20 protein-coding genes are annotated in these 26,570 nt (G+C 74.6%); 5 read left to right on the forward strand and 15 right to left on the reverse strand.

Annotation, left to right across the window (positions count from 1 at the left end; all coding sequences use genetic code 11):
• The first annotated feature begins 114 nt into the window (after positions 1-114).
• Positions 115-687 (forward strand): GlcG/HbpS family heme-binding protein, encoded by a 573-nt coding sequence (locus K7787_RS18970; RefSeq protein WP_169436338.1) that lies wholly within the window; start codon positions 115-117, stop codon positions 685-687.
• 128 nt (positions 688-815) lie between these two features.
• Here the strand turns inward: K7787_RS18970 and K7787_RS18975 are convergent, their stop codons facing one another.
• Positions 816-1,010 (reverse strand): DUF6059 family protein, encoded by a 195-nt coding sequence (locus K7787_RS18975; RefSeq protein WP_223002286.1) that lies wholly within the window; start codon positions 1,008-1,010, stop codon positions 816-818.
• A gap of 203 nt (positions 1,011-1,213) precedes the next feature.
• Here K7787_RS18975 and K7787_RS18980 point away from each other — a divergent pair, with 203 nt between their 5' ends.
• A complete protein-coding gene (locus K7787_RS18980; protein ID WP_009191683.1) occupies positions 1,214-1,987 on the forward strand; it encodes an AfsR/SARP family transcriptional regulator in 774 nt (257 codons plus the stop codon).
• A 541-nt stretch (positions 1,988-2,528) separates the two neighbouring features.
• Here the strand turns inward: K7787_RS18980 and K7787_RS18985 are convergent.
• Together K7787_RS18985 and K7787_RS18990 are read right to left on the reverse strand one after the other, a co-directional pair.
• Positions 2,529-5,366, reverse strand: coding sequence for an AAA family ATPase (locus tag K7787_RS18985; protein ID WP_223002287.1), 2,838 nt, complete (start codon positions 5,364-5,366; stop codon positions 2,529-2,531).
• A 275-nt stretch (positions 5,367-5,641) separates the two neighbouring features.
• Positions 5,642-7,072, reverse strand: a complete 1,431-nt coding sequence (locus K7787_RS18990; protein ID WP_223002288.1) for an MFS transporter — start codon at positions 7,070-7,072, stop codon at positions 5,642-5,644.
• A 210-nt stretch (positions 7,073-7,282) separates the two neighbouring features.
• On the opposite strand from K7787_RS18990, the gene K7787_RS18995 reads away from it, so the two are divergent.
• From K7787_RS18995 to K7787_RS19005, 3 genes are all read left to right on the forward strand, one after another.
• Complete coding sequence (locus tag K7787_RS18995) at positions 7,283-7,873, forward strand: TetR/AcrR family transcriptional regulator (protein WP_169436341.1); 591 nt, start codon at positions 7,283-7,285, stop codon at positions 7,871-7,873.
• A gap of 188 nt (positions 7,874-8,061) precedes the next feature.
• Positions 8,062-8,577 (forward strand): allene oxide cyclase barrel-like domain-containing protein, encoded by a 516-nt coding sequence (locus tag K7787_RS19000; RefSeq protein ID WP_308036388.1) that lies wholly within the window; start codon positions 8,062-8,064, stop codon positions 8,575-8,577.
• Positions 8,578-8,585: 8 nt separating this feature from the next.
• Positions 8,586-9,620, forward strand: coding sequence for an aldo/keto reductase (locus K7787_RS19005; RefSeq protein ID WP_223002289.1), 1,035 nt, complete (start codon positions 8,586-8,588; stop codon positions 9,618-9,620).
• 72 nt (positions 9,621-9,692) lie between these two features.
• Here the strand turns inward: K7787_RS19005 and K7787_RS19010 are convergent, their stop codons facing one another.
• The 12 genes from K7787_RS19010 to K7787_RS19065 form a co-directional block, all read right to left on the reverse strand.
• Entirely contained in the window at positions 9,693-9,914 is a 222-nt protein-coding gene (locus tag K7787_RS19010; RefSeq protein ID WP_223002290.1) for a ferredoxin, read from the reverse strand.
• 14 nt (positions 9,915-9,928) lie between these two features.
• A complete protein-coding gene (locus K7787_RS19015) occupies positions 9,929-11,140 on the reverse strand; it encodes a cytochrome P450 (protein WP_009191676.1) in 1,212 nt (403 codons plus the stop codon).
• A gap of 61 nt (positions 11,141-11,201) precedes the next feature.
• Complete coding sequence (locus K7787_RS19020; RefSeq protein ID WP_223002291.1) at positions 11,202-12,365, reverse strand: acyltransferase family protein; 1,164 nt, start codon at positions 12,363-12,365, stop codon at positions 11,202-11,204.
• 31 nt (positions 12,366-12,396) lie between these two features.
• Positions 12,397-12,603 (reverse strand): ferredoxin, encoded by a 207-nt coding sequence (locus K7787_RS19025; RefSeq protein ID WP_019985554.1) that lies wholly within the window; start codon positions 12,601-12,603, stop codon positions 12,397-12,399.
• A 5-nt stretch (positions 12,604-12,608) separates the two neighbouring features.
• Positions 12,609-13,802 carry a cytochrome P450 gene (locus tag K7787_RS19030; protein WP_223002292.1) on the reverse strand — a complete coding sequence of 398 codons (1,194 nt, stop codon included), beginning with the start codon at positions 13,800-13,802 and terminating at the stop codon, positions 12,609-12,611.
• A 1,304-nt stretch (positions 13,803-15,106) separates the two neighbouring features.
• On the reverse strand, positions 15,107-16,774 hold the full coding sequence (locus K7787_RS19035; RefSeq protein WP_223002293.1) for a dipeptide ABC transporter ATP-binding protein: 1,668 nt from the start codon (positions 16,772-16,774) through the stop codon (positions 15,107-15,109).
• Positions 16,771-17,580, reverse strand: a complete 810-nt coding sequence (locus K7787_RS19040) for an ABC transporter permease (protein WP_223002294.1) — start codon at positions 17,578-17,580, stop codon at positions 16,771-16,773. Before K7787_RS19040 ends, K7787_RS19035 begins: the two co-directional genes overlap by 4 nt.
• Positions 17,577-18,578: an ABC transporter permease gene (locus K7787_RS19045; protein ID WP_223002295.1), complete on the reverse strand. Its 1,002-nt coding sequence runs from the start codon at positions 18,576-18,578 to the stop codon at positions 17,577-17,579. Before K7787_RS19045 ends, K7787_RS19040 begins: the two co-directional genes overlap by 4 nt.
• Positions 18,563-20,227: an ABC transporter substrate-binding protein gene (locus tag K7787_RS19050; protein ID WP_247721056.1), complete on the reverse strand. Its 1,665-nt coding sequence runs from the start codon at positions 20,225-20,227 to the stop codon at positions 18,563-18,565. Before K7787_RS19050 ends, K7787_RS19045 begins: the two co-directional genes overlap by 16 nt.
• Before the next feature lie 309 nt (positions 20,228-20,536).
• On the reverse strand, positions 20,537-21,523 hold the full coding sequence (locus K7787_RS19055; protein ID WP_247721057.1) for an LLM class flavin-dependent oxidoreductase: 987 nt from the start codon (positions 21,521-21,523) through the stop codon (positions 20,537-20,539).
• Between the two features lie 98 nt (positions 21,524-21,621).
• The gene (locus K7787_RS19060; RefSeq protein WP_223002296.1) at positions 21,622-23,571 is read right to left on the reverse strand and encodes an HAD-IIIC family phosphatase; all 1,950 of its coding nucleotides are present in this window, start codon (positions 23,569-23,571) and stop codon (positions 21,622-21,624) included.
• The coding region (locus tag K7787_RS19065) for a type I polyketide synthase (protein ID WP_247721058.1) at positions 23,568-26,570 on the reverse strand (3,003 nt) is incomplete at its 5' end. The genes K7787_RS19065 and K7787_RS19060, both read right to left, overlap by 4 nt.

Consider the following 26,570-nt stretch of genomic DNA (forward strand, 5'->3'; position numbering starts at 1 on the left):
GAGGCACAGCGCAGGAAGCGCTGCGTCTCCGCCGCCCCGCGTACCGGGGCCGCCGCCGATCGCGTCGGCCGGCCGCGGGCGCGGGGACGCGACCCGACTGGGGAGTTGCCCGTAATGCAGCACAAGGCCAGGAAGTTCTCCGCCCGCGCCAAGGTCGTCGCCACGGCGGCGGCGCTCGCGGCGGTCGGCGCCGGTGTGGCCGGCGCGGTGTCCGCCTCCGCCGGCACCCCGGCCGCCGCGCCGGTCGCCGCGGCGACCTCGGTGAAGGCGAAGGCCACGACCACCAGCACCCATCTGACGGTGGACGCCGCCACCGACGCCGCCGAGGCGGCGCTGAAGGCCGCGCGGAAGGAGGGGCAGCGGGTGACCGTCGCGGTGGTGGACCGCAACGGCAACACGATCGTCACCCTGCGCGGCGACGGCGCCGGGCCGCAGTCGTACGAGTCCGCGATCAAGAAGGCGTACACCGCCGTGTCCTGGAACGCGCCCACCTCGCAGCTGGTCCAGCGCCTGGCGTCGGCGCCCACCCTCAAGGACATCCCGGGCACGCTGTTCCTGGCGGGCGGCGCGCCGGTCGCCCACGGCGGCGCGCCGATCGCGGGCATCGGCGTGGCGGGCGCGCCCTCGGGCGACCTGGACGAGACGTTCGCGCGGGCCGGCGTCGCCGCGCTCGGCGACGGCCGCTGATCCGGCGGCCGCCCGGCACGTCTCTCGTCCTTCCTCGGCATCACGTCCTGTGGAGCGGCCCCGGTGGGTCGCTCCACAGCGCGCTTCCGGGGCCGTCCGGTCCCGGTCTCATCCGGTCTCATCCGGTCTCACCCTCGGACGTCGTCCCAGATGGCGCGTTCCTGCTCTGTCGGCGGGACCCAGGGGCACAGTCGTTCGGGGTGGCCGGGGCCGGGCAGGGCCGGTTCGGCGGGCGGGTCCGCGAGCAGAGGGACCCAGGGGGCGCCGAAGATCGTGAGCGCCTCCCCCACGGCCATCAGGAAGCGCAGAACGAACAGTGACATCCCGCCACTGTGGGGGCGCGCGCCAAAGCGCGGCCAAAGGCGGGGCCCGTCCCGGCCTCGACGTCCCCGGTCGGCGAGCGCAGGTTTTCGGCCAATACGCGGTACGTACGCACTTTCCCCGATGCGCGGACGGCGGCGTGGAGATGACAGTGAATCACCACGCCACCGACCAAACGCGTGTTCCCCTACTGGACGAGGAATCGATGCGCTACGAACTCCTTGGGCCCCTCCGCGTCCGTCACGCGGAGCAGAGCCATTCGCTGTCCGCCCCGAAGGTGGAGACGACGCTGGCCACCCTGCTGATCGGCAGCGGCCGGGTCATCACCAAGGAGCAGCTCGTCACGGAGCTGTGGGGGGACCGGCCGCCCAGACGGGCTTCGGCCGCGGTGCACGTGTACATCTCGCAGTTGCGCAAGTTCCTGGTGGGCGCGGGCGACACCGGGGGCCGGGCGATCGTCACCCGGCCGCTCGGCTACGAGCTGCGGCTGGAGGGCGCCGGCTGGGACGTGGACGATTTCAAGGAGGCGATGCGGCGGGGCCGCGATCTGCGGGCCGCCGGGCGGCACGAGGGGGCGCTGGAGAGCTTCGAGCGGGCGTTGTCGCTGATGCGGGGGCCGGTGCTGGAGGGGATCGCGGAGGGGCCGGCGCTCACTTCGTTCGCCACCTGGGCGGAGGAGGAGCGGTTGCAGTGCCTGGAGCTGTCGGTGGAGGCGCGTACGGCGCTCGGGCGGCACCGTGAGGTGATCGGGCTGCTGAGCACGCTCACCGCGCAGTATCCGCTGCGCGAGTCGTTCTACCGGCAGCTGATGCTGGTGCTGTACCGCTCGGAGCGGCAGGCGGAGGCGTTGCAGGTGTACCGCTCGGCGCAGCGGGTGCTCCGCGCCGAACTGGGCCTGGAGCCGCACCGCTCGCTGCGCAGGCTGCACCAGGCCATCCTGGCCTCCGACCGGGTGCTGGACCTGCCCGCGGCGAGCTGAACCGGCCCCCGGGCCGGAGGCCGCCGGTGCACGGGGCCGCGTACGGGTCCCGTGCACCGGCTCGTACGGGTCCCGTGCACCGGCTTCTCCGGACGACGGCGCGTGCCGCCCGTCGCTCGTCGGCCATCCGACGGCTGCGTCTCAGCCACGGGACGGCGTCTCGGCCACGGGACGGCATCTCGGCGTCTCGGCGGCCGGACGGCTGCGGTGCCGGGCCGTCGCGGGGCGCGGACCCGCCGCCGGCGCAGCCCGGACGCGGGCCGGGCGCGGACCGGGCAAGGGCGCGTCGCCTTCGCAGCCAGGGCGGGTACCAGGAACCGACGCGCCGCCCGCACAGCCGGGGCCGGCGCCGGGCCCGGACGGCCGGGCGCGGAGGGTCTCCGGAGCGCGCCGGGCGTGGGCGGGCGCGCCGGGGCGCGTACCCCCCCTGACGCACTCCTCCCCTACGCGCCCCTCCCCCGCCCCCGCATCGCCCAGCACCGCCCCCGCCCCGCACCGCCCCCGCGAGGCATCGCCCCGCAACGCGCCGCCCCCCGCGCGTTCAGGCCGCGCGGGCCATCAAGCGGGCCAGGGCCGCGCGTGTGTTGACGCCGAGTTTGCTGTAGATGCGGGTGAGGTGGACGTCGACCGTGCGGGGGCTGACCACGAGGCGTTCGGCGATGTCGCGGGTCTTCAGGCCCTGGCCCGCCAGTTCCGCCACCTCCCGTTCCCTCAGGGTGAGTCCGGCGAGGGCGTCCGCGTCGGACGGTGCGGCGGCGCAGGCGGCCAGCAGGGCGGTGTGGGCGAGGTCGCGGGCCCGCATGCCGGCCGCGGTCTCGCCGAGCAGCCCGTACGCCTCGTCGTAGCAGCGGGCGGCCTGGTCGGGCAGCGAGCGGGCGAGCAGGGCGTGGCCGCGGGCCAGCAGGGCGTGGCCGCGCTGCTCGGCGACGTTGACGGTGGCCGCGACGGCGGCGGCCCGCTCGGCCCATTCGTCGGCGTCCGCGCCGGTGGCCGCGCAGGCGGCGGCGAGGAGTTCGTAGACGCGGGCCGCGAGGATCGGGGTGGGTTCGGGAACGCGGCGGGCGTCGCGGGCGGGCATCAGCAGGGCGAGCGCCCGGGCGCCGTCGCCCGCCGCGAGCGCGGCCTCGGCGTGCAGCAGGGCGATGACGGAGGCGCGGGGCACGACTCCGGCGGCCGTCCACTCCGGCCGGCCGGGCGCCCGGCGCGGCGCGGTGTCGCCGAGCCAGGCCCAGGCGGCGGCGGTGATGGCGTCGACCAGGGTGACGAGGTGGTCGCGGCCGGCGGCGAGGGCGGTGGCGCGGGCCTCCCGCGCGGTCTCCAGGGCGTCGGACATCCGCCCGGCCTGGTACTCGACGTAGGCGAGGACGTTCAGCAGGGTGGGCAGCAGTTGGGCGTCGCCGCGCAGCCGGGCCTCGGCGAGGGCGCGTTCGACGTGGGCCTGCGCGGGGCCGTACCAGCCCATCGCGGACTCGGCGCAGGCCAGCACCAGCAGGTAGCCGGCGAAGGCGTCGGGGCCCTCGGCGCCCGCGCCGCCGGGCGGTTCGGGGTCCAGGCCGTCGAGGATGTGGGCGCTCGCGTCCAGGTTGCCCTCGGCGGCGCACAGGTCGCCGGTGAACACGGAGCTCAAGCCGCGCAGGGCGAGGGCGCCGCCGGCGGTGAGCGGTCCGGCGTCGGCGGTGTGCCGGGCCAGCACCTCGACCTCGGCGCGGGGCGGGAGCTGCCCGGCGAGCACCCACGCCAGCTGGGACTGGACGTGCAGCGCGGCCTCCTGGGGCCCGGTGCCGCGCAGCGCGGCGAGCAGCGGCGTGAACAGCGCCTGCGCCTCCTCGGCCAGCCCGCAGGCGGCCAGGATCAGGGCCAGCGGGGCGACGACGGCGGCGCGTTCGGCGGCGGGCAGCCGGGTGTGCGCGGCGAGGATCTCGCGGACCAGGGCCCGCAGCCGGGTCAGGTCGCCCTCGGCGGCCAGGGCGCGGACGACGGGGAGCCACAGCTCACGGCCGAGCGGTCCGGTGTCCGCGGTGGCGGCGGGGCCGGGCGCCGTCGCCCGCCGGCCGCTCTGTTCGAGGGCGGCGCGCTGGAGGCGGAGCGCGGAGGCGGTCCACTGGGCGGCGGGTGCGGTGCGGCCCGCGGGCAGCGCCTCCTTGACGGCGGCGGTGAGCACGGCGCGGTCCTCGGGGGTGGCGAGGGTGCCGGAGCGTACGACGTGCGGGGCGAGGTCGAGCGGCGGTGCGCCGCGTTCGGCGAGGTGGTCCAGGGCGCGGCGGTGGGCGGCGGCGCGCCAGCAGGCGTCGGTCTCGGCGTACAGGAAGTCGCGCAGCAGGGCGTGCCGGAAGGTGAGGGCGCCGTGGCCGGGCGCGCTGCGGATCAGGTCGCGGTGGCGCAGGGCGCCGAGGGTGCGGCAGGCGACGCCGTGGCGGAGCGGGGCGACGGCGGCGACGGCCTCGACGTCGAAGGTGTCGCCGAGGACGGCGGCGGCCTGCGCGGCGAGGCGTTCGTCGTCGGTGAGCGGCGCGCACTCTGCGAGCAGCCGGGTCTCCAGGTCGCGGCGGGCGTCGAGGTGGGCGAGGTCGTCGGGGTCGCCGTCGGCGGCGGCGAGGGCGGTGAGGTAGAGGGGGTTGCCGCCGCTGCGGGTGTGCAGGCGGCGCAGCGTGGGCGTGTCGGGGGCGGCGCCGAGGAGTTCGGCGCTCTGGTCGAGGGTGAGGGGGGCGAGGCCGATCTCGTCCACGGTGCCGAGTTCGACGCCGTGCCGGACGGCGAGGCGCAGGCCGACGGGGGCCTGGCGGGGCCGGTGGGCGACGACGGTGACGAGGCCGGTGCCGACGGGCCGGCGGATGAGGGTCTCCAGGAGCCGTACGGAGCAGGGGTCGGCCCAGTGGAAGTCGTCGAGGACGAGGAGGAGGCCGCGGGGCGCGGCGGCCGCGCAGTCGGCGAGCAGGCGGCGCAGTTCGGCGAAGTACTGGCAGCCGCGGGTGAGTCCGCCGCCGGATTCGGCGAGGGTGTCGGGGTCCTCGGGGGGCTGTGCGAGGCGGCGCAGCAGTCCGGCGGCCGGGGGCAGCGCCGTACCGGCGCCGTCGGCGGGTGTGTCGCGCTGTGCGGGGCCGAGGCCGTCGAGGGTGCCGAGGGCTTCCACGAAGGGCCAGAACGGCGCCTGTTGCCCGGCCGTGCCGCCGCCCAGTCCGCGCAGGACGACGCGGCCTGCGCGCCGGGCCTCGGCGGCGAGGGCGGCGAGCAGCGCGGTCTTGCCGGAGCCGGGGTCTCCGGTGAGTTCGACGGTGGCGGCGCGGCCGGCGGCGGCCAGCCCGACGAGTTCGGTGAGGGTCCGCAGTTCGCTGCGGCGGACGGTGGTGCGGGCGTACCTCGGTGCGAGGGCGGTGACCATGCCGGCCGGTCTCCTTCCGCGGTCTGCCACTGCGGTCCGGACACCCGGCGTCCCTGGGAACGCTGAGCGTCCCCCAGCATAGGAGGCCGCCGAGGGGAAGGTTTGTCCCGCAACACAACCTTCATGGAACTGCCCACGGGGGCGGAGCGGGGGCGCTCCGGGGGGCCGGGACGGGGGTGCCCGGCCCCCCGGGGCGGGTGTGACGGGGGGGGCAGTCCTGCGCCGTGAGAGCCATGTGACGGGTGCCGGGCCCCCGGGTCGGGTGTGACGGGCGCTCAGTCCTGGGGCGCCGCCGTCTGCTTGCGGGCGCCCGGGCCGTACCAGAACAGGACGGCGACCAGGAGGGCGAGGACGGTGAGCGCGGAGGCCCACAGGAAGACGGAGGAGATGGTGTCGGCGGTGTCGCCGCTGCCGGAGGTGAAGGGGATGAGCAGCACGGCGAGGCCGACGGAGCCGCCGATGGTCAGCGCGGTCTGCAGGACGCCGGCGGTCACGCCGGCGTACTCGGGCGGGGCCGTGGTCAGGATGATCATGTTGAACGGGATGATGGCGACGCCGACCCCGATGCCGATGAGCACGATCTGCGGCAGGACCCCGGTGACGTAGGTGCTGTCGCCGTCCAGCAGGCTCAGCCAGGCGACGCCGGCCAGGACGACGACCAGGCCGCCGACGGCGCGCAGCTTGAGGTCGAACCGGGCGAGGTGCTTGGTGAGGACCTGGGTGGTGAGCAGCAGGGCGACGCCGAAGGGCAGGATGGCGAGGCCGCTCTGCAGGGCGTTGAGGTCGAGGACGTTCTGGAGGTACTGGACCAGGTAGATGAGGTAGCTGGTCAGGACGGCGGCGAGCAGCAGCAGGTTGAGGAAGGAGCCGGCGCGCACCCGGTCGGCGAAGATCCGGGCGGGCAGCAGCGGTTCGGCGCTGCGCGCGTCCACGGCGAGCAGGGCGATCCACAGGGCGGCCGAGACGGCGAGCGGGACGATGGTCCCGGTGTGGCCCCAGCCCTTCTCGGCGGCGCGCACGAACCCGTATACGAGCGCGGTGACGGCCGCGCCGACGAGGACGGCGCTGGGCAGGCCGAGGGAGCGCGGGTTGGCCGGGCCGTCCTTGAGGCCGAGCGCCTTGACGGCGACGAGGAGGATGGCGAGGCCGACGGGGACGTTGACGAGGAGGCTCCAGCGCCAGTCGCCGATCCAGGTGAGCACGCCGCCGAGGACCATGCCGGCGGAGGCGCCGAGGCCGGTGACGGTGGAGTAGAGGCCGAAGGCGCGCTGCTGGCGTTCGCCCTCGAAGACGACGGCGAGCAGGGCGAGGCCGGTGGGTCCGGCGATGGCGGCGCCGGCGCCCTGCAGGACGCGGCCGACGAGCAGCACCTCCAGGTTGGGTGCGAGCCCGGCGAGCAGAGAGGCGGCGACGACGAGGGAGATGCCGCCGAAGAAGACCTTGCGGTGGCCGAGGACGTCGCCGAGCCGGCCGGCGAGGAGCAGCAGGCCGCCGAAGGCGAGGAGGAAGGCGTTGGGCACCCAGGACGCGGAGGTGACGGTGACGTCGAGGTCCTTCTGGAGGGTGGGCAGGGCGACGTTCACGATGGTGCCGTCGAGCTGGAGCATGAACTCGGCGCCGACGATCGCGGTCAGGGCCAGGGCCCAGGGGGTGCGCGGTGGTGCGGCGTCCGAGGGGATGTCGCCGGGAACGGTCTGAGCGGTCATGGGTCCTCCACGGTCGGCAAGGAGCTGGGGAACGATCGGCGCGCGGTCCGGGGGCGCGGGATCGGCGGTAATGGATCGGCGGTACGGATCAGCGGTACGGGAGCGCCGCACGGCGGGGCCGGGCCGGCACGGGCTACTATGGTGAGACAGCCTCAGGTTAGGTGGCCGCAGTTAACCTGAGGCGACCTCAGGTAGTCAAGTGGAGGCTCCGTGGCAGACAACCCGCCCTATATCGCGCAGCGCCCCAAGCGGGCCGACGGCGCCCGCAACTACGACGCGATCCTGGCCGCGGCCCGCAAGGCCTTCGAGGCGGAGGGCTCCGACGCCTCCCTGGAGGACATCGCGGCCCGGGCCGGCGTCGCCATCGGCACCCTCTACCGGCACTTCCCCACCCGTGCCGTCCTGGTCGAGGCGGCCACCCGCGACGGCCTCGCCGACCTCGTCGCCCGCGCCGAGAGCGTGGCCGGCGACGACGATCCGCTGGAGGCGCTGGCCGCGTGGATGAGCCGGGCCGTACGGCACTTCAGCACCTTCCGCGGCCTGGTCGGCATCCTCACCCAGAGCATGTACGACGAGGGCACGCCCTCGCACGCCGCCTGCGCCGCGATGCACGACAGCGGGGCGAGGCTGCTGCGCGCCGCGCAGGACGCGGGGCGGGTGCGCGCCGACATCACGCCGGACGAGCTGTTCGACCTGCTCAGCGGGGCCGCCTGGGTGCGGGAGAACGCGCTGCCCGGCGGGCGGGACCGCAGCGAGCGGTTTCTCCAGCTGGTGCTGGAGGGGATCGTCGCGCACGAGTAGTCCGGGGGCGGGGACGAGGGCGGGGACAGGGACTCGCGTCGGGGGCTCGGGTCGGGCGACACCGTGGCGCCTCGGGCGGGTGTTCTTTAGACCCGCTTGAGCGGGTCCTCCTAGCGTCGGCGGGAATCGGCGCTTCCCGTGCTCGGTGCTTCCCGTGCTCGGCGCATCCCGTATCAGGAGGGCTCATCGTGGTGTTGCAGGTCCTGTCCGACTGGCTCACGCCGCTGGTCGCGACGCCCCCGAAGACCGTCTCGCCGGAGGTCGGCGCCCTCAAGGACACGGGCAGGTCGCTCATCCTGCGCGACCTGAGGGAGAAGGTGGTCGCCTACGAGTCGAACAACCCCGACCCCACCGGCACCACCCCCACCGAGAACGACTTCGCCACGGTCCGGCTGGAGATCTTCGGCCCCGACGGGACGCAGATCGGGACCACCGAGGGCGCCGGGCGGATGCTGTACCGGCAGGACAAGGACGAGCACTTCATCGCCTACTTCGGCGAGGAGATCACGCTCAACGACGGCAACGTCATCCGCGCGGGCGGGCTCGTGGACGACGCCCGGCTGACGGCGGGCGAACACGCCACGTTCCCCGCGGTGGTGGTCAGCGGGCCGCTGCGCGGCGCGATCGGCTTCCGCCAGTTCCGGCCGCTGGTCAAGGAGTCGCACACGACGTACGAGTCCTCGATCGTCGTCTACCGGAGGTGACGGCCGCGATGCCGCCTGTGAACCAGCCAGTGAAGTCGGGCGAGTCGACGCCGGTGCGGCTGCCCGGGCGCCGTATCGGATCGCTCACCGTGGGCGCGCAGGGACTCGGGTGCCTCGGCCTGTCCGAGTTCTACGGCCCCGTGGACCCGGACACGGCGGTCACCGTCGTCCGGCGCGCGCTCGACCTCGGCGTCACCCTGCTCGACACCGCCGACGTCTACGGACACGGCGCCAACGAGGAGTTGATCGGCAGGGCGGTCGCCGGCCGCCGGGACGAGGCGGTGATCTCCACCAAGTTCGGTGTCGTACGGCCCGGTCCGGGCGTCGGCACGGGCATCCGCGGGGACGCCGCCCACGTCCGGGAGAGCTGCGAGGCCTCGCTCCGGCGGCTCGGGACCGACCGCATCGACCTGTTCACCCTCACCCGGCTCGACCGGACGGTCCCGGTGGAGGAGACGGTCGGGGCGCTGGCCGAGCTGCGGAAGGCAGGGAAGATACGGGAGTTCGGGCTGAGCGAGGTGGGCGCGAAGACGCTGGAGCGCGCGCACGCGGTCGCACCGGTGGCCGCGCTCCAGACCGAGTGGTCGCTGTGGTCGCGCGGCATCGAGCGGGAGACGCTGCACACGGCCCGGCGGCTCGGCGTCGCCGTCGTCCCGTACGCGCCGCTCGGCCGGGGCTTCCTGGCCGGCGCGGTCCGCTCGGCCGACCGGCTCGGCGAGGGCGACTTCCGGCGGTTCGGGCTGCCCCGCTTCACCCCGGACAACCTGGCGGCGAACCTGCCGCTGGCCGACCGGCTGACCGCACTGGCCGCCGAACGCGGTGTGACGGTTGCCCAGTTGGCGCTGGCCTGGCTCCACCACCGGGGCCCCGACGTGATCCCGATCCCCGGCACGGGCAGCCCGGCCCACCTGGCCGAGAACGCCTCGGCCACCGCCCTTGCCCTCGGGCCGGCCGACCTCGCCGCGATCGAGGCGGCCCTCCCGGCGGGCGAGGTTCACGGAACGCGGTGGAACGAGCAGAGCCTGGCGTACATCGAGGAGTGAGGCGGCGGGCTGCGCGGCACGCCGAAGAGCGGGGCGGTCTCCCGGAGGAGACCGCCCCGCTCTCGGGTTCCGTCACTTCGGCGGTGCGGAGCTGTCGTGCTGGTCCCGGGTGACGGACAGGGCTCTGGACGGGCAGAGGTCCACCGCCAGTTCGATCTCCTCCAGATAGTCCTCGCCCGGCTTCTCGTCGGTCACCACCACCAGGCCGTCCTCGCCGTGGTCGAAGACCCCGGGGACGGTGACCGCGCAGTGGCCCGCCGCCATACAGCGGCTCCGGTCGGCGTGCACCCGCATCGTCGTCTCCTCCCTCACCACTCGACCGGCAGCCGGTGCACGCCCTGCATGGTCCCGCCGCTGCGCGCCGGCAGTTCGCCGGCCGGCGTCGCCAGGCGCAGGCCCGGGATCCGGTCGAAGAGCGTCGAGAACGCCACCTCCAGCTCCATCCGGGCGAGGTTCTGCCCGAGGCACTGGTGGATGCCGAAACCGAACGTGAGGTGCTGCCGGCCCGAGGCCGCGCCGCCCCGCCCCGCGGCGCGGTGGATGTCGAAGGTGTACGGGTCCTCGTAGACCTCCGGGTCCCGGTTGGTCATGGACGAGGAGACCAGCACCCCCTCCCCCGCCCGGACCACCTCGCCGTCGATCTCGATGTCCTCGGTCGCGACCCGGACCCCCGAGACGTCCGTGACGGAGACCATCCGCAGCAGCTCGTCCACGGCCGCGGGCAGCGCCTCGGGCGGCGCGGCCCGCCACGCCGCCAGCTGGTCGGGGTGTTCGAGCAGGGTGACCACGCCCAGCGCGATCATCTGCGAGGTGGTGTCGTGGCCGCCGATCAGCAGGGCGAGCGCGATCCGCAGCAGGTCCTCCCGGGTGAGGTCCCGGTCGTCGATCCGCCCGGCCAACCGCCCGAGCACCCCCTCGCCGCCGCCCGGCGTCCGTTCCTTGGCGCTGATCAGCTCGTCCAGGTAGTCCCACAGCGCCTGGCCGGCCGCCTCCGCGCCGGCGGCGTCCTTCGCCTGGAGGAGACCCACCGTCTTCTCCTCGAAGAACACGTGGTCCTCGTAGGGCACACCCAGCAGCTGGGAGATCACCATGGACGGGATGGGCAGCGCGAAGTCCTCGACCAGCTCGGCCGGCGGCCCCTTGCGGAGCATGTCGTCCACCAGTCTCCCGGTCAGCTCCACCACCTCGTCGCGCATCTCGCGCACATGCTTGAGGCTGAAGTCGGGTGCGAGCATCCGGCGGTGGACGTCGTGCACCGGCGGGTCGAAGCCGATGATGGCGATGGGTTTGAAGATGGGCGCCTCGAACCGGGGCAGCACCACCGGGAAGTCGGGGCGGGACCGGTCCGCCGAGAGCCGGGGATCGGCCAGGAGCCGCCTTCCGGCGGCGTGCCCGGTGACCATCCAGATGGTCGAGCCGTCCCACAGCCGCACCTTGTGCAGGGGCCCGCTGCGGCCTAGCTCCCGGTATCCGGGGGACGGTTGGTAGGGACAGGTCCTGTCCTGCGGGTAGGAGAGCACGGGATACGTGTTCCTTCCGTCGTCGCGTGATGGCCGGTGTGTCGTAGGGGTGGCGGGGCGGTCAGTCGAGGACCTTCGGGGGCTCGGGCGCGGTGGCCGGCAGCGGGGCGCGGCCCGGCCGCGGGAGGGCCTTCGGACGGCCCCACCGGCGCATCCCGGGCTCCTCCACGAAGCGGTGCAGCGCCCACGCCAGCAGCGTCGTGACGGCGAACAGCGCCGCCAGCAGGCCCGTCGCCGTCGCCACACCCCAGCTGCGCCCGGCGCCGAGGGCGACGTGCACGTACGACAGGACCAGGAAGTGGACGAGGTAGGAGGCGTACGAGACCGTGCCCAGCCATTGGAGCGCCCGGCCGCGGAACGGGGAGAAGCCGCCGCGCAGATCGGCGGTGGCCACCGCGGGGATGAGCAGCGCCAGCGGCGCGACGATGGGCGCCGTCAGGCTGTAGACGCCGGGGAACCGCGACACCTGGATCGCGAAGCCGAGGGCGAGCAGCGCCAGCGCGGGCGCCGGGGTGAGCCGGACCCAGTTGCCGGTGCGCACGATACGGGCCATGACGATGCCGAGGGTGAAGTCCAGGGCCCGGACGGGCGGGAAGGACACCAGGAACCAGTTCTGGGTGGCGGACATGTCCTGGCCCGGCAGCTTCGGGGCGCCCGGCAGCCACACCTGCGCGAGCGCGGGCAGCAGCATGACGACCGCGACCAGCGCGCCGGCCGCCCACCACAGGCGGTGCGCCGGGATGCGCCGGACGAGGGCGTACAGCACCGGGAAGGCGAGGTAGAACAGCAGGTCGCAGGCGAGCGACCAGGTGACCACGTTGATCGACAGGATGACGTCGAGGCGCGGCAGCCAGGTGTGCACCAGGAACAGGCTCGGCAGCAGCTTGAGGAAGTCGACCGGCTGGCCGGCCCACAGGGCGAGACCGAGGGCCGCGACCCAGGTCACCACGTGGTTCGGGTAGACCTTCGCCAGCCGGCGGCGCCAGAACCGGCGGACAGGCTGCCCCTCGCGCACCGACCAGGTGAGGACGAAGCCGCTGAGGACGAAGAAGAACTCCACCCCGAGCCAGCCGATCGCGAAGGCGTAGGGCCGCAGCGCCGCCTCGGCGCCCTGGTGGAAGTAGCCCAGGACGAAGGAGTGGCACAGGAAGACCAGGAAGGCCGCGGCGAAGCGCATTCCGGTGAGGGACGGGAGTCTGGAGGACTCCACGGGCTGGGACGGCATGTGTCTCGTCTCCTCGGGTACGTCCTCCCCGTCAGTCCGGGGTCGGGCTCTCGGTGATGTCGATGGCCCGGGCCGGGCACAGATAGGCGGCCTTGCGGGCCTTGGCCTGGTGTTCCGGGGCGGGGGTGGGGGTGAGCAGGACGACGATCCCTTCGTCGTCCTGGTCGAACACCTCGGGGAGCGTGGCCATGCAGCGGCCGCCGCTGATGCAGGACTCCCGGTCGGCGTGCAGCCGCATCGCGCTCACCACTCGACGGGAAGCGACAGCACGCGCTGCACGGTGCCCGCGCCGAGGATCGGCAGGTCGGCCACGTCCGTGGCGAGCCGGAGCCCGGGGAGGCGGGTGAACAACTCGCGGAAGGCGATCTCGAGTTCGAGGCGGGCGAGGTTCTGGCCGAGGCACTGGTGGATGCCGAAGCCGAAGGTGACGTGGTGGGTGTCGGAGCGCAGCACGTCGAATTCGTCGGGCCGCTCGTGGAACTTCGCGTCGCGGTTGGCGAGCGTGCCGGAGACGAGGACGGCCTCGCCCTCGCGGATGAGATGGCCGGCGATCTCGATGTCGCCCTTGGCGACGCGGGTGGCGACGAGGTCGGTGGTGGCGATGAAGCGGAGCAGCTCCTCCACGGCGCCGGGCAGCCGGCCGCGGTCCTCCAGCAGCTTGGCGAGCTGGTCGGGGTGTTCGAGCAGGGTGATGACGCCGAGCGCGAGGGAGGACGAGGTCGTCTCGTGGGCGGCGATGAGCAGGACGAGGGCGATGGAGACGAGTTCCTCGTGCCCGATGTCGCCGGTGAGGACCCGTTCGGTGACGAGCCGGCCGAGCAGGCCGTCCGTGGGGGACTTGATCTGTTCGGTGACCAGGGCGTCGATGTAGTCGACGAGGTTCTGTGCGGCGGTCGCCGACTCCTCCTCGGTGCCGAGCATCACCTTGCCGCTGGCGTCCTGGAAGAACTCGTGGTCCTCGTAGGGCACGCCGAGGTGGCGGCAGATGATGAGGGACGGCAGCGGTACGGCGAGCAGCGGGACCAGGTCGGCGGGCGGGCCCTGGGCGATGATCCGGTCCACGAAGCCGGAGACGATCTTCTCTATCTCCGGTCGCATCCGGCGCACCTGCTTGAGGCTGAAGTGCGGGTTGAGATAGCGCCGGTAGGTGTCGTGCACGGGCGGGTCCATCGCGATCAGCGCGAGGCTGCGGGCGATCTGGGAACGGAACCGGGGGGCGACGATGGGGAAATTCGGGTGGGTGCGCAGGGAGGACAGATTGGGGTGGGTGAGGATTTCGCGGGATTCCTTGTAGCCGGTGATCATCCAGGACTCCCGGCCGTCGAAAAGGGTCACCTTGAGGACGGGTCCGGACTCGGCTATCTCGCGGTATCCGGCGGGCGGCTGGTAGGGGCAGGTGCGCGGCTGCGGATAGGGCGGTGCTTCTGCTTCTGCCATTCCTTGTCGTCCTTTGAACGGGTGCGGAAGGGGCGCGTGCGGAATGCGGTGGTACGGCGGCCGTCGGTCCGCCGAGGCCCCTCGGCCTCGGGCCGGGACCTCGTCGGCCTACGGCCGGGGGACGTCCGGCCTGCGGCCAGGTGCTTTCGGCGGCCTCGGCCCGGGGTCCTCCAGCGGTCTTCGGCCGGGAGGACTTCCCGACCACCGGCCGTGGGTCTCCCCGGCCTTCGGTCGGGAGGACTTCCCAGCCGCCGGCCGGTGGACCTCCCCAACCTTCGGCCGAGAGGGCTTCCCGGCCGCCGGCCGTGGAGCTCCCCGGCCTTCGGTCGGGAGAGCTTCCCGGCCGCCGGCCGGTGGATCTCCCCGACCTTCGGCCGAGAGGACTTCCCGGCCACCGGCCGTGGGTCTCCCCGGCCTTCGGTCGGTCGGGCCTCCTCGGCTCCCGGCCGTGGATCTCTCCGGCCTTCACCGCAGGCCCACCGCGGCCTGATCGGCCGCGGGTTCGCCCGGCCGTCGGCCGCAGTCTCCCTGGCCTCCGGACACGGGTCCTCGGCCGTCGGCCGGGGTTCGCTTCGGCCTTCGACCGGTGGGATCCCTGACCGCCGACCACGGGACTTGCCTGACCTCGGGCCACGGCCCCCGGCCGCCAGCCGAGATTCGCCTCGACCTGCGGCCAGTGGGACCCCTGACCGGCGGCCAGGGATCCGCCCCGGCCGCCAGCCGCGGGTCCCCCCGACCGCCGACCACGGGACTTGCCTGACCTCCAGCCATGACCCCCGGCCGACGGCCGGGATTCGCCTCGGCCTTCGGCCAGTGAGACCCCTGACCGGCAGCCAGGGGTTCGCCCCGGCCGCCAGCCGCGGGTCCCCCCGACCGCCGACCACGGGACTTGCCTGACCTCCAGCCATAGCCCCCGGCCGACGGCCGGGGTTCGCCTCGGCCTTCGGCCGGTGGGGTCCCTGACCGGTGGCCGGGGGTTCGCCTGGGCCTTCGGGTGGTGGGATTCCTGGGCCGGCGGCCGGGGGTTTGCCTCGGCCTTTCGCCTGGGCTCCCCCGGCCCTCGGCCCGGGGCCCGCCACGGCCATGCGCCGCAGGCTTTTCGCGGGTGCCGGCCGGAGGTTTCGTCTCGGTTTCGTTGGTGGGCTTTCATGGGCTTCGGCCATCGGTTTCTCCCGCCGTGAGGCAGGGGAATTCCGGGCGGGGCAAGGACCGGATTTCCGTGGCCGTCGAGTCGCAGTGAACCGTCGTAGGGAACCGACGCTATTGACCGCCGGGCCGGCGGGCAAGAGCGGTTTAGCCGGGCTTCAGAGCCGCTTTCGCGCCGCCCGCCGCGGCTGCGGCACCGCGGCGAGGAGCGCGGTGGTGTACGGGTGGCGCGGGGTGTGGAAGATCTCCTCGGCCGTCCCCTCCTCCACGATCCGGCCGTCCTTCATCACGGCGACGCGGTGGCTGAGCCGCCGTACGACGCCGAGGTCGTGGGAGATGAACACGTAGGCCACGCCCAGGCGTTCCTGGACGCCGGCCAGGACGTCGAGGACCTGCGCCTGGACGGAGGCGTCGAGCGCGGAGACGGGTTCGTCGCAGACGACCACGTCCGGACGCGGCGCCAGGGCCCGGGCGATGGCCAGCCGCTGCCGCTGGCCGCCGGACAGGTCGCGGGCCCGGCGGTCCAGGACACCCGGGTCGAGGCCGACGTGTCCCAGGAGTTCGGCGACCCGGTCGGCGCGTTCCGCGCGGGGCACGCGGGCGGCACGCAGCGGTTCCTCGATCAACTGCCGTGCGGTGTAGCGGGGGTCGAAGGAGCCGAGCGGGTACTGGTGGATCATCTGGACACGGCGGCGGGCCGCGCGCCGTTCGGCGCGGGTGCGTTCGCCCCAGGTGCGGCCGTCGAAGACGACGCGTCCTTCGTCCGGTGCGACGAGGTCCATCAGGATGCGGCCGACGGTGGTCTTGCCGGAGCCGGATTCGCCGACGACGCCGAGGGTTTCGCCGGCGCGTACCGTCAGCGACACCCCGTCCACGGCGGTCAGTCCGGGCCGGCCGGGCAGCCGGTAGCGCTTGACCAGGCCGTCGGCGCGCAGCAGTTCGGGGCCGGGTGCGGGCGCGGCGCGGATCTCCTCGCCGGGTACCGCGGCGACCAGGGCGCGGGTGTACGGGTGGCGGGGTGCGGTCAGGATGCGCGCGGCGGGCCCTTCCTCGACGAACCGTCCGTCCTTCATCACGTGGATGCGGTCGGCGAGTTCGCCGACGACGCCGAGGTCGTGGCTGATGAGCAGGACGGCGGTGCCCTCGCGGGCGCGGGCGCGCAGCAGGCGCAGGATCTGCTGCTGCACGGTGGCGTCGAGGGCGGTGGTGGGTTCGTCGGCGATCAGGAGGTCGGGGCGGGCGGCGAGGGCGGAGGCGATCAGGGCGCGCTGGCGCAGTCCGCCGGAGAGCTGGTGCGGGTACTGGGCGGCCCGGGTGCGGGGGTCGGGGACGCCGGCGGCGTCGAGGAGCCGTTCGACCTCGTCGCGGACCTGTGCCGGTGGGACGGTGCGGTGTTCGCGCAGGGGTTCGGCGACCTCGGCGCCGACCTTGCGCAGCGGGTCGAGGGAGCCGAGCGCGTCCTGGAGGACGAAGCCGATGCGCCGGCCGCGCAGCGCGCGCAGCCGCCGGGCGTCGAGCCGGCGCAGGTCGGCGCCGTCGAAGGCGAGGGTCGCGGCCCGTACGTCGGCTCCGTCGCCGGCCAGGCCGACGAGGGTGCGGGCGGTGACGGACTTGCCCGAGCCGGACTCGCCGACGACGGCGACGATCTCGCCGCGCCGTACGGTGAACGACACTCCCCGCACGGCCTCCACCCGCCGCCGGCCGCGCCCGAAGCCCACGGTGAGGTCCTCGACCCGGACGAGTTCGGTGGCGGCCCCGTCCTCGGCGTCCGGGGCCGGGGACGGGACCGGGGCTGGGGCCGGGGGTGTGCGGGACTCGGTGCTCATACGGTGCTCCCGTCGACGGTGCGCTGGAGGTGCCGGCCGACCGTCGTGATCGCGAGGACGGCGAGGGTGATGGCGGCGCCGGGGAAGGCGGCCGGCCACCAGGCGAGGGCGAGGAACTCGCGGCTGCCGGCCAGCATCGCGCCCCATTCGGCGGTGGGCGGCCGGGGGCCGAGCCCGACGAAGCTGAGGCTGGAGCTGGCCACGATCATCGCGCCCAGGGAGACGGTGGCCAGGGCCAGCACCGGGCCGAGCGCGTTGGGCAGGACGTGCCGCAGAACGACCTGCGGGCGGCTCCAGCCGAAGCCGTAGGCGGCCTCGACGTACGCCCGGCCGCGCAGTGAGATCACCTCGGCGCGGGCGACCCGAGCGAAGCCGGGCAGGGAGACGACGGCGAGTCCGATGGTGGCGGTGGACGAGCCGGGGCCGAGCACGGCGACGACGAGGAAGACCAGGAGCAGTCCGGGTACGGACAGGACGACGTCGAGCAGCCGGCTGATGATCTGGTCGGCGACCCGGCCGAGTTGGGCGGCGGCGACGCCGACCAGGGTGCCGCCGACGAGGGCCAGCGCGACCGCGCCGGCGCCGATGAGCAGCGAGGGCCGGGCGCCGTAGACGATCCGCGCGTACAGGTCGCGGCCGTTCTGGTCGGTGCCGAGCCAGTGTCCGCCGCCGGGCGGCCGCAGCAGCGCGTTCACGTTGGCCGCGTCGGGGTCGACGCCGGTGAACAGGCCCGGGAAGGCGGCCATGGCGGCGAGCACGGCGAGGACGGCCAGGCCGAGCCAGAGGCCGATGCGGGGTCGGGTCACGCCGGCCTCCCGGTGCCGCGGGTGCGCGGGTCGATCAGCCACTGGAGCACGTCGACGACGATGTTGACGACGACGAAGACGGTGGCGGCGAGCAGGACGACGGCGATCACCACCGGCATGTCCTTGTCCTGCACGGCGGACAGCACCAGGCGGCCCACGCCCTGCCGGGAGAACACGATCTCGATGATCACCGAGCCGCCGATCAGGGAGCCGGCGATCCAGCCCATGAGGGTGGTGGCCGGCAGCAGCGCGTGCCGCAGCACATGCCGTACGCGCAGGGCGAGTTCGCCGATCCCGCGGGCCCGGGCGGTGGTCACGAAGGGTTCGTCCAGGGCCCGCAGCAGTCCTTCGCGCAGGACTTGGGCGACGACGGCGGTGGGCGCGGCGGCGAGCGCGAGGGTGGGCAGCACGAGTCCGCCGAGGCCGGAGGCGCCGACGGTGGGGAACCAGTGCAGGGTGAAGGAGAAGACGGTCAGCAGGAGCAGTCCGAGCCAGAACGGCGGGAGCGCGACGACGAGGGACTCGACGCCGGCGAACAGACTCTGGACCCAGCGGCGGCGGTTGGCGCCGAGCACGGCGAGGACGACGGAGCCGGCCGCGGTGACCAGGAGCGTGGCGGCGATCAGGGCGAGGGTGTCGGGCAGTTGGGCGCCGACGGCGTCCCACACGGGCTGGCGCAGCACGTAGGAGTCGCCGAAGTCGCCGCGCGCGATCCGGCCGAGGTAGCTGAGGTACTGGATGAACAGCGGGTCGTCCAGGTGGTATTGGGCGGTGATCTCGGCGCGGACGCGGGGGGTGACGCTGGAGCGGGCGAGGAGGACGTCCACGGTGCTGCCGGGCATGAGCTGGATGAGCAGGAAGGCGACGGTCACCGCGCCCCACAGCACGGCGACGGAGCCGGCGGCGCGGGCGAGGACGAGCCTCAGCAGTCGGGACCGGCGGGTCCGCTCCCGGGCGGTGGTGCCGGGAGCGGACGCCTCGGTCAGGAGGCCAGCCATATCGAGTACAGGTCGGCGGAGCCGTCTGCGGTGAAGCCCGTGCCCTGGACGGCGGTGCGGGCGGCGAAGGTGGAGACGGGCGAGTAGATCGGCAGGACGGCGGCGTCGTCGGTGATGTGCCGCTGCACCTCGCCGTAGAGGCGGAACTGTTCCTTCTGGTCGGTGGCGTGCCGGGCCTGGGTGAACAGCTGCTCGACGGCCGGGTTGTCGTAGCGGGCCATGTTGTTGCTGACGCCGCGGGCGGGGGTGGGGATGTTCTCCTTGCCGAACAGGACGCGCAGCACGTCGGGGCCGGGTGAGGAGAAGCTGGTGTCGATGATGTCGTAGTCGCCGGCGAGCAGGCGTTTGACGAAGGTGCCGCCGTCGACGTTCTCCTCGACGAACTCCACGCCGAGCTTCTTGGCGGCGGCCTGGATCTGCACGGCGAGGTTGGTGACCGACGGGTCGGACCACAGGTGTTCGACGCGCAGCCGCTTGCCGTTCTTGGTGCGGTAGCCCTTGGCGTCGCGGCCGGTCCAGCCGGCGGCGTCGAGGAGGCGGGCGGCCTCGGCGGGGTCGTAGGCGTAGGCGGACGCCTGGGAGCCGTCGTAGCCGGGGGTGGTGGTGGACAGCGGGCCCTTCGCGGAGGGGTACTGGCCGAAGTTGACGCGCTGGTCGATGGTGGACCAGTCGATGCCGGCGCGCAGCGCCTTGCGTACGGAGACGTCGGCGAGCGGGCCTTCGGCGGTGTTGGGCCAGTAGCTGTAGTTGGCGCCGGGGAAGCTGGTCTTGTGCAGGGCGAAGCCGGGTGTCTTCGCCAGGGTCTTGGTGCTGGTGGGGTCGAGTCCGGTGGCGGCGTCGACCTGGCCGCTGGTGAGGGCCCCGGAGCGGGAGGCGTTGTCGGGGACGATCTGCACCTTGATGCCGTCGAGGTGGGCGGGGCCGGTGTGTCCGGCCGACTTGGGCGCCCAGTCGTAGGCGGGGTTCTTGGTGTAGTCGATGCCCTTCTGCGCGACGAGTCCGCCGGTGGTGCGGAACGGTCCGGTGCCGACGATCTTCTTGCAGAGCGCGGCGGCGGAGCCCTTGAGGGTGGCCGGTGACTCGATGCCGAGGTTGGGCAGGGCGAGGGCGCCGAGGAAGCCCGAGTCGGGCTGTTTCAGGGTGACTTCGGCGGTGTGGGCGTCCACGGCCCGGGCGGACTTGTACGCGGAGATGAGGCTGGAGGCGAGCAGGGACTTGGTGGCGGGGGCGACGACGTGGTTCAGGTTGGCGACCACGGCGGCGGCGTCGAACTTCGCGCCGTCGGTGAAGGCGACGTCGTCGCGGAGGGTGAAGGTGTAGGTGCGGCCGTCGGGCGAGATCGTCCAGCTCTTGGCGAGCCAGGGCTCGAAGGCGCCCTTGGCGGTCTGGTGCACCAGGGAGTCGAGGATCGGCCGGGACAGCAGCCGGGCCGCCTCGGTGGGGCTCTGGTGGGGGTCGAGGCACTCGGGTTCCTTGGCGACGGCCAGCCGCAGGGTGCCGCCGTCGCGGGGCGGACCGCCGGCGGCGGTGGCGCCGTCGCCGCTGCCGCCCGCCGAACACGCGGTCACCAGCGTCGTCAGCAGCGCGGTGACGCCCGCCGCGAGGGCGGCGGGTCTGTGGGTCCGTGTCCGTGGTGTAGCCGAGTGCATGCTCGTCCCATCGCTTGTGCCATGACGTTCGGCCAGCCACAGTGCACGGGGGATCTAAAGCGGGGCTGAAAGCAGGGGGGTCGGCGGCGGGAGCCGCGCCGAGCCGAGGGGCCCGGGGCCGGGGGTTCGTGTTCGGGTCGGAAGTTGGAGCGTGGTTCCGAGGCCCCGCCCCTGACTTCCGAGCCCCTGACTTCCGAGCCTCTGGCTCCCGAGCCCGGTGAACCGGCGCGGCTCCGGCGGCGAGCCCGGTGAACCGGCGCGGCTCCGGCGGCCCGGCGCGCCGGCCGGTGGGCTCCGGCGGCTCCGGGGTCAGAGGGACGCCGTGATCTTCGCGAGGAGTTCGTACGACCTGATCCGGGCCTCGTGGTCCGGTATCTGGGTGAGGACGAACAGCTCGTCGGCCCGTGTCCGGTCGAGGAACTCGGCGAGGCGGGGGGTGATCCGCTCGGGCGAGCCGACGAACTGGGGGTCGATGCGCGAGCGCAGGAAGTTCCGTTCGGCCTGGTCGAACCGGTGCGCGGCGGCCTCCTCCTCCGTCGGCAGCACGGTCTCCGGATCGACGGTGCGCATGAGGATCTGCCCGTACACGAACGCCTCGGCGAGCCGGTGGGCGCGTTCGTCGCTGTCGGCGGCGACCGCGATCACGGCGACGCACGCGTGCGGCTCGGGCTGGCCTGGGGCGGGGCGGAACGCCTCGCGGTAGGCGGCCAGCGCCTCGGGCGCCCCGCCGCCGACGATCGCGTGAGCGTACACGTACGGCAGTCCGGCCCGTCCGCCGTGCACGGCGCTGTTGACGCTGGAGCCGACGAGCCAGAACCGGGGCGGGGTCTCCGGCTCGGGAACGGCCCGCACCCCTTGATGGCCGCCGCCGAAGTAGGCGCCGAGTTCGGCGAGCTGGGCGTCGAAGCCGAGCCGGCGGGGGTCGCCGAGCCGGGCGGCGGAGGCGGGCGAGCCGCCCGTGGCGCGGCCGAGTCCGAGGTCCACGCGGCCGGGGTACAGGCTCGCCAGCACGCCGAACTGCTCGGCGACGACGAGGGCGGAGTGGTTGGGGAGCAGCACCGCGCCGGAGCCCACGGTCAGGGTGCGGGTGGCCTGCAGGATCGGTCCGGCCAGGACGGCCGGGCTGGAGGTGGCGAGGGCCGGGGTGCTGTGGTGTTCGGCGACCCAGTAGCGGCGGTAGCCGAAGCCCTCCACCGCCGTTGCCAGGTCGATCGAGCGGCGCAGCGCGTCGCCGGGTGTGTCGCCCCGCCAGACCGGGACCGTGTCGTGCACCGATATCGCGATTCCCTCGGCCAACGGGATCTCCTCCTCCCCTTCGGGCGGTCGCCGGGGTGCGCCGGGGCGCTATCCTGAGGCGACCTCATGTTGTCCCGCTCAGTTAATTCGAGGCACCCTCAGGTTGTCAATGCGGTGGCGTCCGCCGGGGCGGCCGGCTCGTCCGCCGCGGGCACCAGGTCCTCGGCCGCGTCCAGGACGAGGTGGCCGGGCACCTCGGGGAGCCGGTCCAGGCGGTGCGCGAACTCCGCTGCTCCGGGCTCCTCTTGGCCGTCCCCGTCCCGGGGCAGGGGGTCGAAGCCGTGGTGCGGGTAGAGGCCGGCCACCTTGGCGTTCTTCGCGGTCGGCCGGTAGCGTCCGCGCACCTCGGCGTAACCCGCCGCGCGGGCCCGCTCCAGCACCGCCGCCAGGCAGGCCTGCTCGATGCCGCGGGCGAACACCCGGCAGCTGAGCAGCATGTTGTCCAGGTGCAGGACGCGGCCCTCGGCGCGCAGGAAGACCGCGCCGACGACGCCGTTGTCGCCGAACCGGTCCCCGGACGTGAGCGCCAGCACGCCGGTGCCCGGCCCGGTCGCCCGCGCCCGCACCTCCTCGGCCGACAGCCGTTCGGTGGTGAGGTTGAACTGATTGGTGCGGAGCGTCAGTTGGGCGAGGCGCGGGATCTGCGCCGCGGTCGCCGGGGCGAGCCGGACCGTCACGCCGAGCCCGGCGAGGAACTCCCGTGCGCTGCCGGCGGCGGAGAGGAAGTCCGCGCGGGCCGCCTCCTCCCGGTAGCGGCGGGTGCGGACCCGGTCCTCCGAGGTGACCGCGGTGGCGGTGAACCAGCCGTCCGCGAGCAGCCGGGTCACGTGCAGCGCCGGGTCGCCGTCCAGCGGGACGACCGTGGTCTCGGGCAGTTCCGCGGTCACCGCCGCGCACTCGGCCGGGTTGTCGTCGGCGAACACCACGCTGTCGCCGCCCAGGTTGAGCCCGGCGGCCAGGGTGCGCAGGGAGTCGGGCTTGGGCTGCCACCCGGCCAGGACGCGCACGAAGTCCTCCTCCCGCACCCGCAGGTCGGGGTGGTCGCGCAGCGCGGCCAGCACCGTCTCCCGGTCGTTCTTGGTGACCGCCGCGAGGAGCACGCCCTGCGACTGGAGCTGCCGTACGACGCCCTGGAAGCGGTGGAAGGCCTCGCCGCGGCGGCCGTGGGCCACCTCGATGCCCTCCACCCCGTCGTCGCCGAGGACCCCGCCCCACAGCGTCTCGTCCAGGTCCACCGCCAGCACCTTCTTGGCCCTGCCGCTCACCGCCCTTACCAGATGGCCGAGTTCACGGGCGTAGGAGGCGAGGAAGGCGTCGGAGAGGTGGGCGCCGGCGTAGGCGTCGAAGCGGGGGTCGGCCAGTTCCAGCGGGTCGCCGAGCAGCGGGTCGACGTCGAGCACGACGAGGCCGGGGGTCTCCTGTGCGTAACTCAGGCCGAGCAGTTCCGCGTTGGCCCTGCGCCACTCCGCGCCGAGCTTCGCGCGGGAGGGCAGGTCGAGCAGCTGGGCCTGCTGGTTCCTCGGCAGGGGCAGCGTGTTGAGGACCAGGGTGCCGGAGGCGCGGGCCGTGAAGCCGGTCGCGAGGGCGCGCCAGAGGGCGAGTTTGCGGCGCAGGGCGTCGGCGACGTCCTCGGCGGTGAAGGGCAGCGGCACCTCGTCGAAGACCGTCGTGTGGTCCAGGACGCACACGGTCACGTCGGCGGGTTCGGTGTGCAAAGAGCTGTCCGCGTCGCCGAGTTCGAAGACGTAGGAGCCGTAGTCGGTGAGCCGTACCTCGGGCAGGAAGCCGTGCCGGGCCAGTTCGGCGACGAGCGCGGTCCGCAGGGCGTCCAGGGTGCCGGCGCCGGTCAGGGCGACGGTCACGGCGGGCAGGCCGGGGTGGTGGGCGCGGGCCTCGGCGAGGTCGGTGCGGGCCAGGAGGCGGGCGGCGCGGGCGAGGTCGGCGCGGTCCAGCGCCGCCAGCAGCGGGGCCACTCGGTCGAAGTGGCGGGCGAGGCCGCCGTCGCGGTGCAGGGCGCGCAGGGCGTCCAGCGCGGGGGTGGTGGTCATCGGGCGGTCTCCGGGGTGCGGGGGACGATCGACTCGACCAGGTGCGTGGTCAGTTCGTGCGCGGTGCGGTGTTCCAGGACGACGGCGGGGCGCAGTTCGGCGCCGGTCTCACGGCTCAGCCGGCCCGCGATCTCCAGGGCGCCGAAGGAGGTGACGCCGATGCCGGTGAGGTCGTCGGCGGGGTCGATCTCGGCGGGCGTGTTGCCGAGCGCGGCGGCGACCGCGTCGAGGACGTGGGCGAGGACGATGCCGTAGCGCTCCTCCTCGGGGACCTCGTGCAGCGGCAGGAGGACGCACACCTCGTCCTCGGGGGCGAGCGGGCCGGGGGCGACCGGTGTCGCCGGGCCGGTGGGCGCGGGGGTGCGGGGCAGCCAGTAGGAGCGGTGCCGGAACGGGTACACGGGCAGCTCGCCGGGGTCGGCGGCGGGGCCGGGGCCGAGCAGCCGGCCGAAGTCGACGCGTACGCCCCGGCAGTGCGCCTGGGCGACCGCCTGGACGACGGAGCGCGCCTCGGCGGCGGGGCGGCGGATCAGCGGGACGGTGGCGACGGCGTCGCCGCGGTCGGCGAGGCAGTCGGCGATCAGCCCGGTCATGGTGGTGTCGGGGCCGATCTCCACGAAGGTGTCGATCCCCAGGCCGTCCAGGGTGCGGACGCCGTCGTGGAAGCGGACGGCGTCGCGCACCTGGGCGGACCAGCGTCCCGGGTCGGCGAGGTCCGCCCGGTCGGCGACGGCGCCGGTGCGGCCGGCGACGAGCGGGACACGGGGTTCGGCGACGGTGAGTGGGGCCGCGGCGGCGTCGATCGCGGCCAGCGCGGGGGCCATGTGCGGGGAGTGGAAGGCGTGGCTGACCTTGAGCGTCTTGGTGCGCACCCCTCGGGCCCGCCAGGCGGCGGCGAGGCGGCGTACGGCGTCGGCGTCGCCGGAGACGACGGTCGAGCGGGGGCCGTTGACCGCGGCGATGTCCACCGCTCCCCCGGCGTCCGCGAGCGAGTCCCGGACCGCCGCCTCCTCGGCCCGGATCGAGACCATGGCCCCGCCCTCGGGTGCGGCCTGCATGGCGCGGGCGCGGACGACGACGAGGCGGGCGGCGGCGGCCAGGTCCAGCGCCCCGCCGACGTGCGCGGCGGTCAGCTCGCCGATGGAGTGCCCGAGCAGCGCGGCCGGGACCAGCCCGTACCACTCGGCGAGCCGGGCGAGCGCCGTCTGCACGGCGAACAGCGCGGGCTGGGTGTACTCGGTGCGCTCCAGCAGGGCGGCCTGCGGGCTTCCGGCGGCGGCGAGGACGACCTCGCGCAGGGCGGGCTCCTCGCCGGTGCGGCCGCGTGCCGTGTCCAGGGCGACGCACACGGCGTCGAACGTCTCGGCGTACACCGGGAACCGGGCGTACAACTCCGCGCCCATGCCGACCCGTTGGGTGCCCTGCCCGCTGAAGACGAACGCCACCCGGGGTGCGGGCCGGGCGGCGGTGACCGGCGCCGAGCCGGCGGCGAGCGCGTCGAGCGCGCGGCCGAGTTCGGCGGGGTCGGCGCCGACCGCGGCGGCCCGGTGGCGGAAGGCGGTGCGGTGCCGGACGAGCGAGCGGGCCACGGCGGCCGGGTCCAGGTCCGGCCGCTCGGCGAGCAGCGCCCGCAGCCGCCGCGCCTGCGCCCTCACGGCGTCGGCGCTCTTGCCGGACAGCGGCCAGACCAGGTCCTGCCCGGCGGACGCGGCCGGCACGTCCGACTCCCTTACGTCAGCCGCCGGTTCCCGCGCCACGGCCTCCTCGGCGGTGTCGTCCTGCGTGAACTCCTCGACCAGTACATGGGCGTTGGTGCCGCTGATGCCGAACGAGGAGACTCCGGCGCGGCGTGGCCCGTCGGCGGGGGCGGGCCAGGGGCGGGCCGTGTCGAGCAGGGTGACGCGGTCCCGTGGCCAGTCCACGAACTCGGACCAGTCGTCGGCGTGCAGGGTGGCGGGCAGGACGCGGTGGCGCAGGGCCTGGATGGTCTTGATGACCCCGGCGACCCCGGCGGCGGCCTGGGTGTGACCGAGGTTGGACTTCACCGAGCCGAGGTGGAGCGGGGTGGTGCGGCCGGGGGCCTCGCCGTAGGCGGCGATGAGGGCGCCCGCCTCGATCGGGTCGCCGAGGGCCGTGCCGGTGCCGTGCGCCTCGACCGCGTCGACGGCCGCGGCGGGGACGCCCGCGGTGCGCAGGGCCGCCTCGATCACCTTGCGCTGGGCGGTGCCGTTCGGCGCGGTCAGGCCGTTGCTCGCGCCGTCGGAGTTGATCGCCGAGCCGGGCAGCAGGGCGAGCACCGGGTGGCCGGCCCGGCGCGCGTCGGAGAGGCGTTGCAGCACGAGCAGGCCCGCGCCCTCGCCGAAGCCGGTGCCGTCCGCGCCCTTGGCGAAGGCCTTGCAGCGGCCGTCCGCGGCGAGGCCGCCCTGCGCCGCGAAGTCGGAGAAGACACGCGGCGTGGACATCACCGTCACCCCGCCCGCGAGGGCGAGGTCGCACTCGCCGCGGCGCAGCGACTCGGCGGCCAGGTGCAGCGCGACCAGCGAGGACGAGCAGGCCGTGTCGACGGTCAGCGCGGGCCCCTCGAAGCCGAAGGTGTGCGCGAGCCGGCCGGAGACGATGCTCGCCGCGTTGCCGGTCATCAGATGGCCCTCGATGTCGGCGGGGACGGTTCCGGGCGGCGGCGCGTACTCCTGGTAGATCGCGCCGGCGAACACGCCGGTACGGCTGCCGCGCAGGTCGTCCGGGAGGAGCCCGGCCCGCTCCAGCGCCTCCCAGGCCAGTTCGAGGAGCTGGCGGTGCTGCGGGTCCATCGCCAGGGCCTCCTTGGGCCCGATGCCGAAGAACGCGGCGTCGAAGCCGCCCGCGTCGTCCAGGAAGGCGCCGGCGTGCGCGTGTTCCAGGGCGGCCGGGTCCCAGCCGCGGTCCAGGGGCGGGCTGGCCCGCGGGGGCCGGAAGTCGCCGGAAGTCGAAGGTCGGAGGGCGATCGATCGGAACGTGAT

The organism is Streptomyces sennicomposti, from assembly GCF_019890635.1.
Classification (GTDB): domain Bacteria; phylum Actinomycetota; class Actinomycetes; order Streptomycetales; family Streptomycetaceae; genus Streptomyces; species Streptomyces sennicomposti.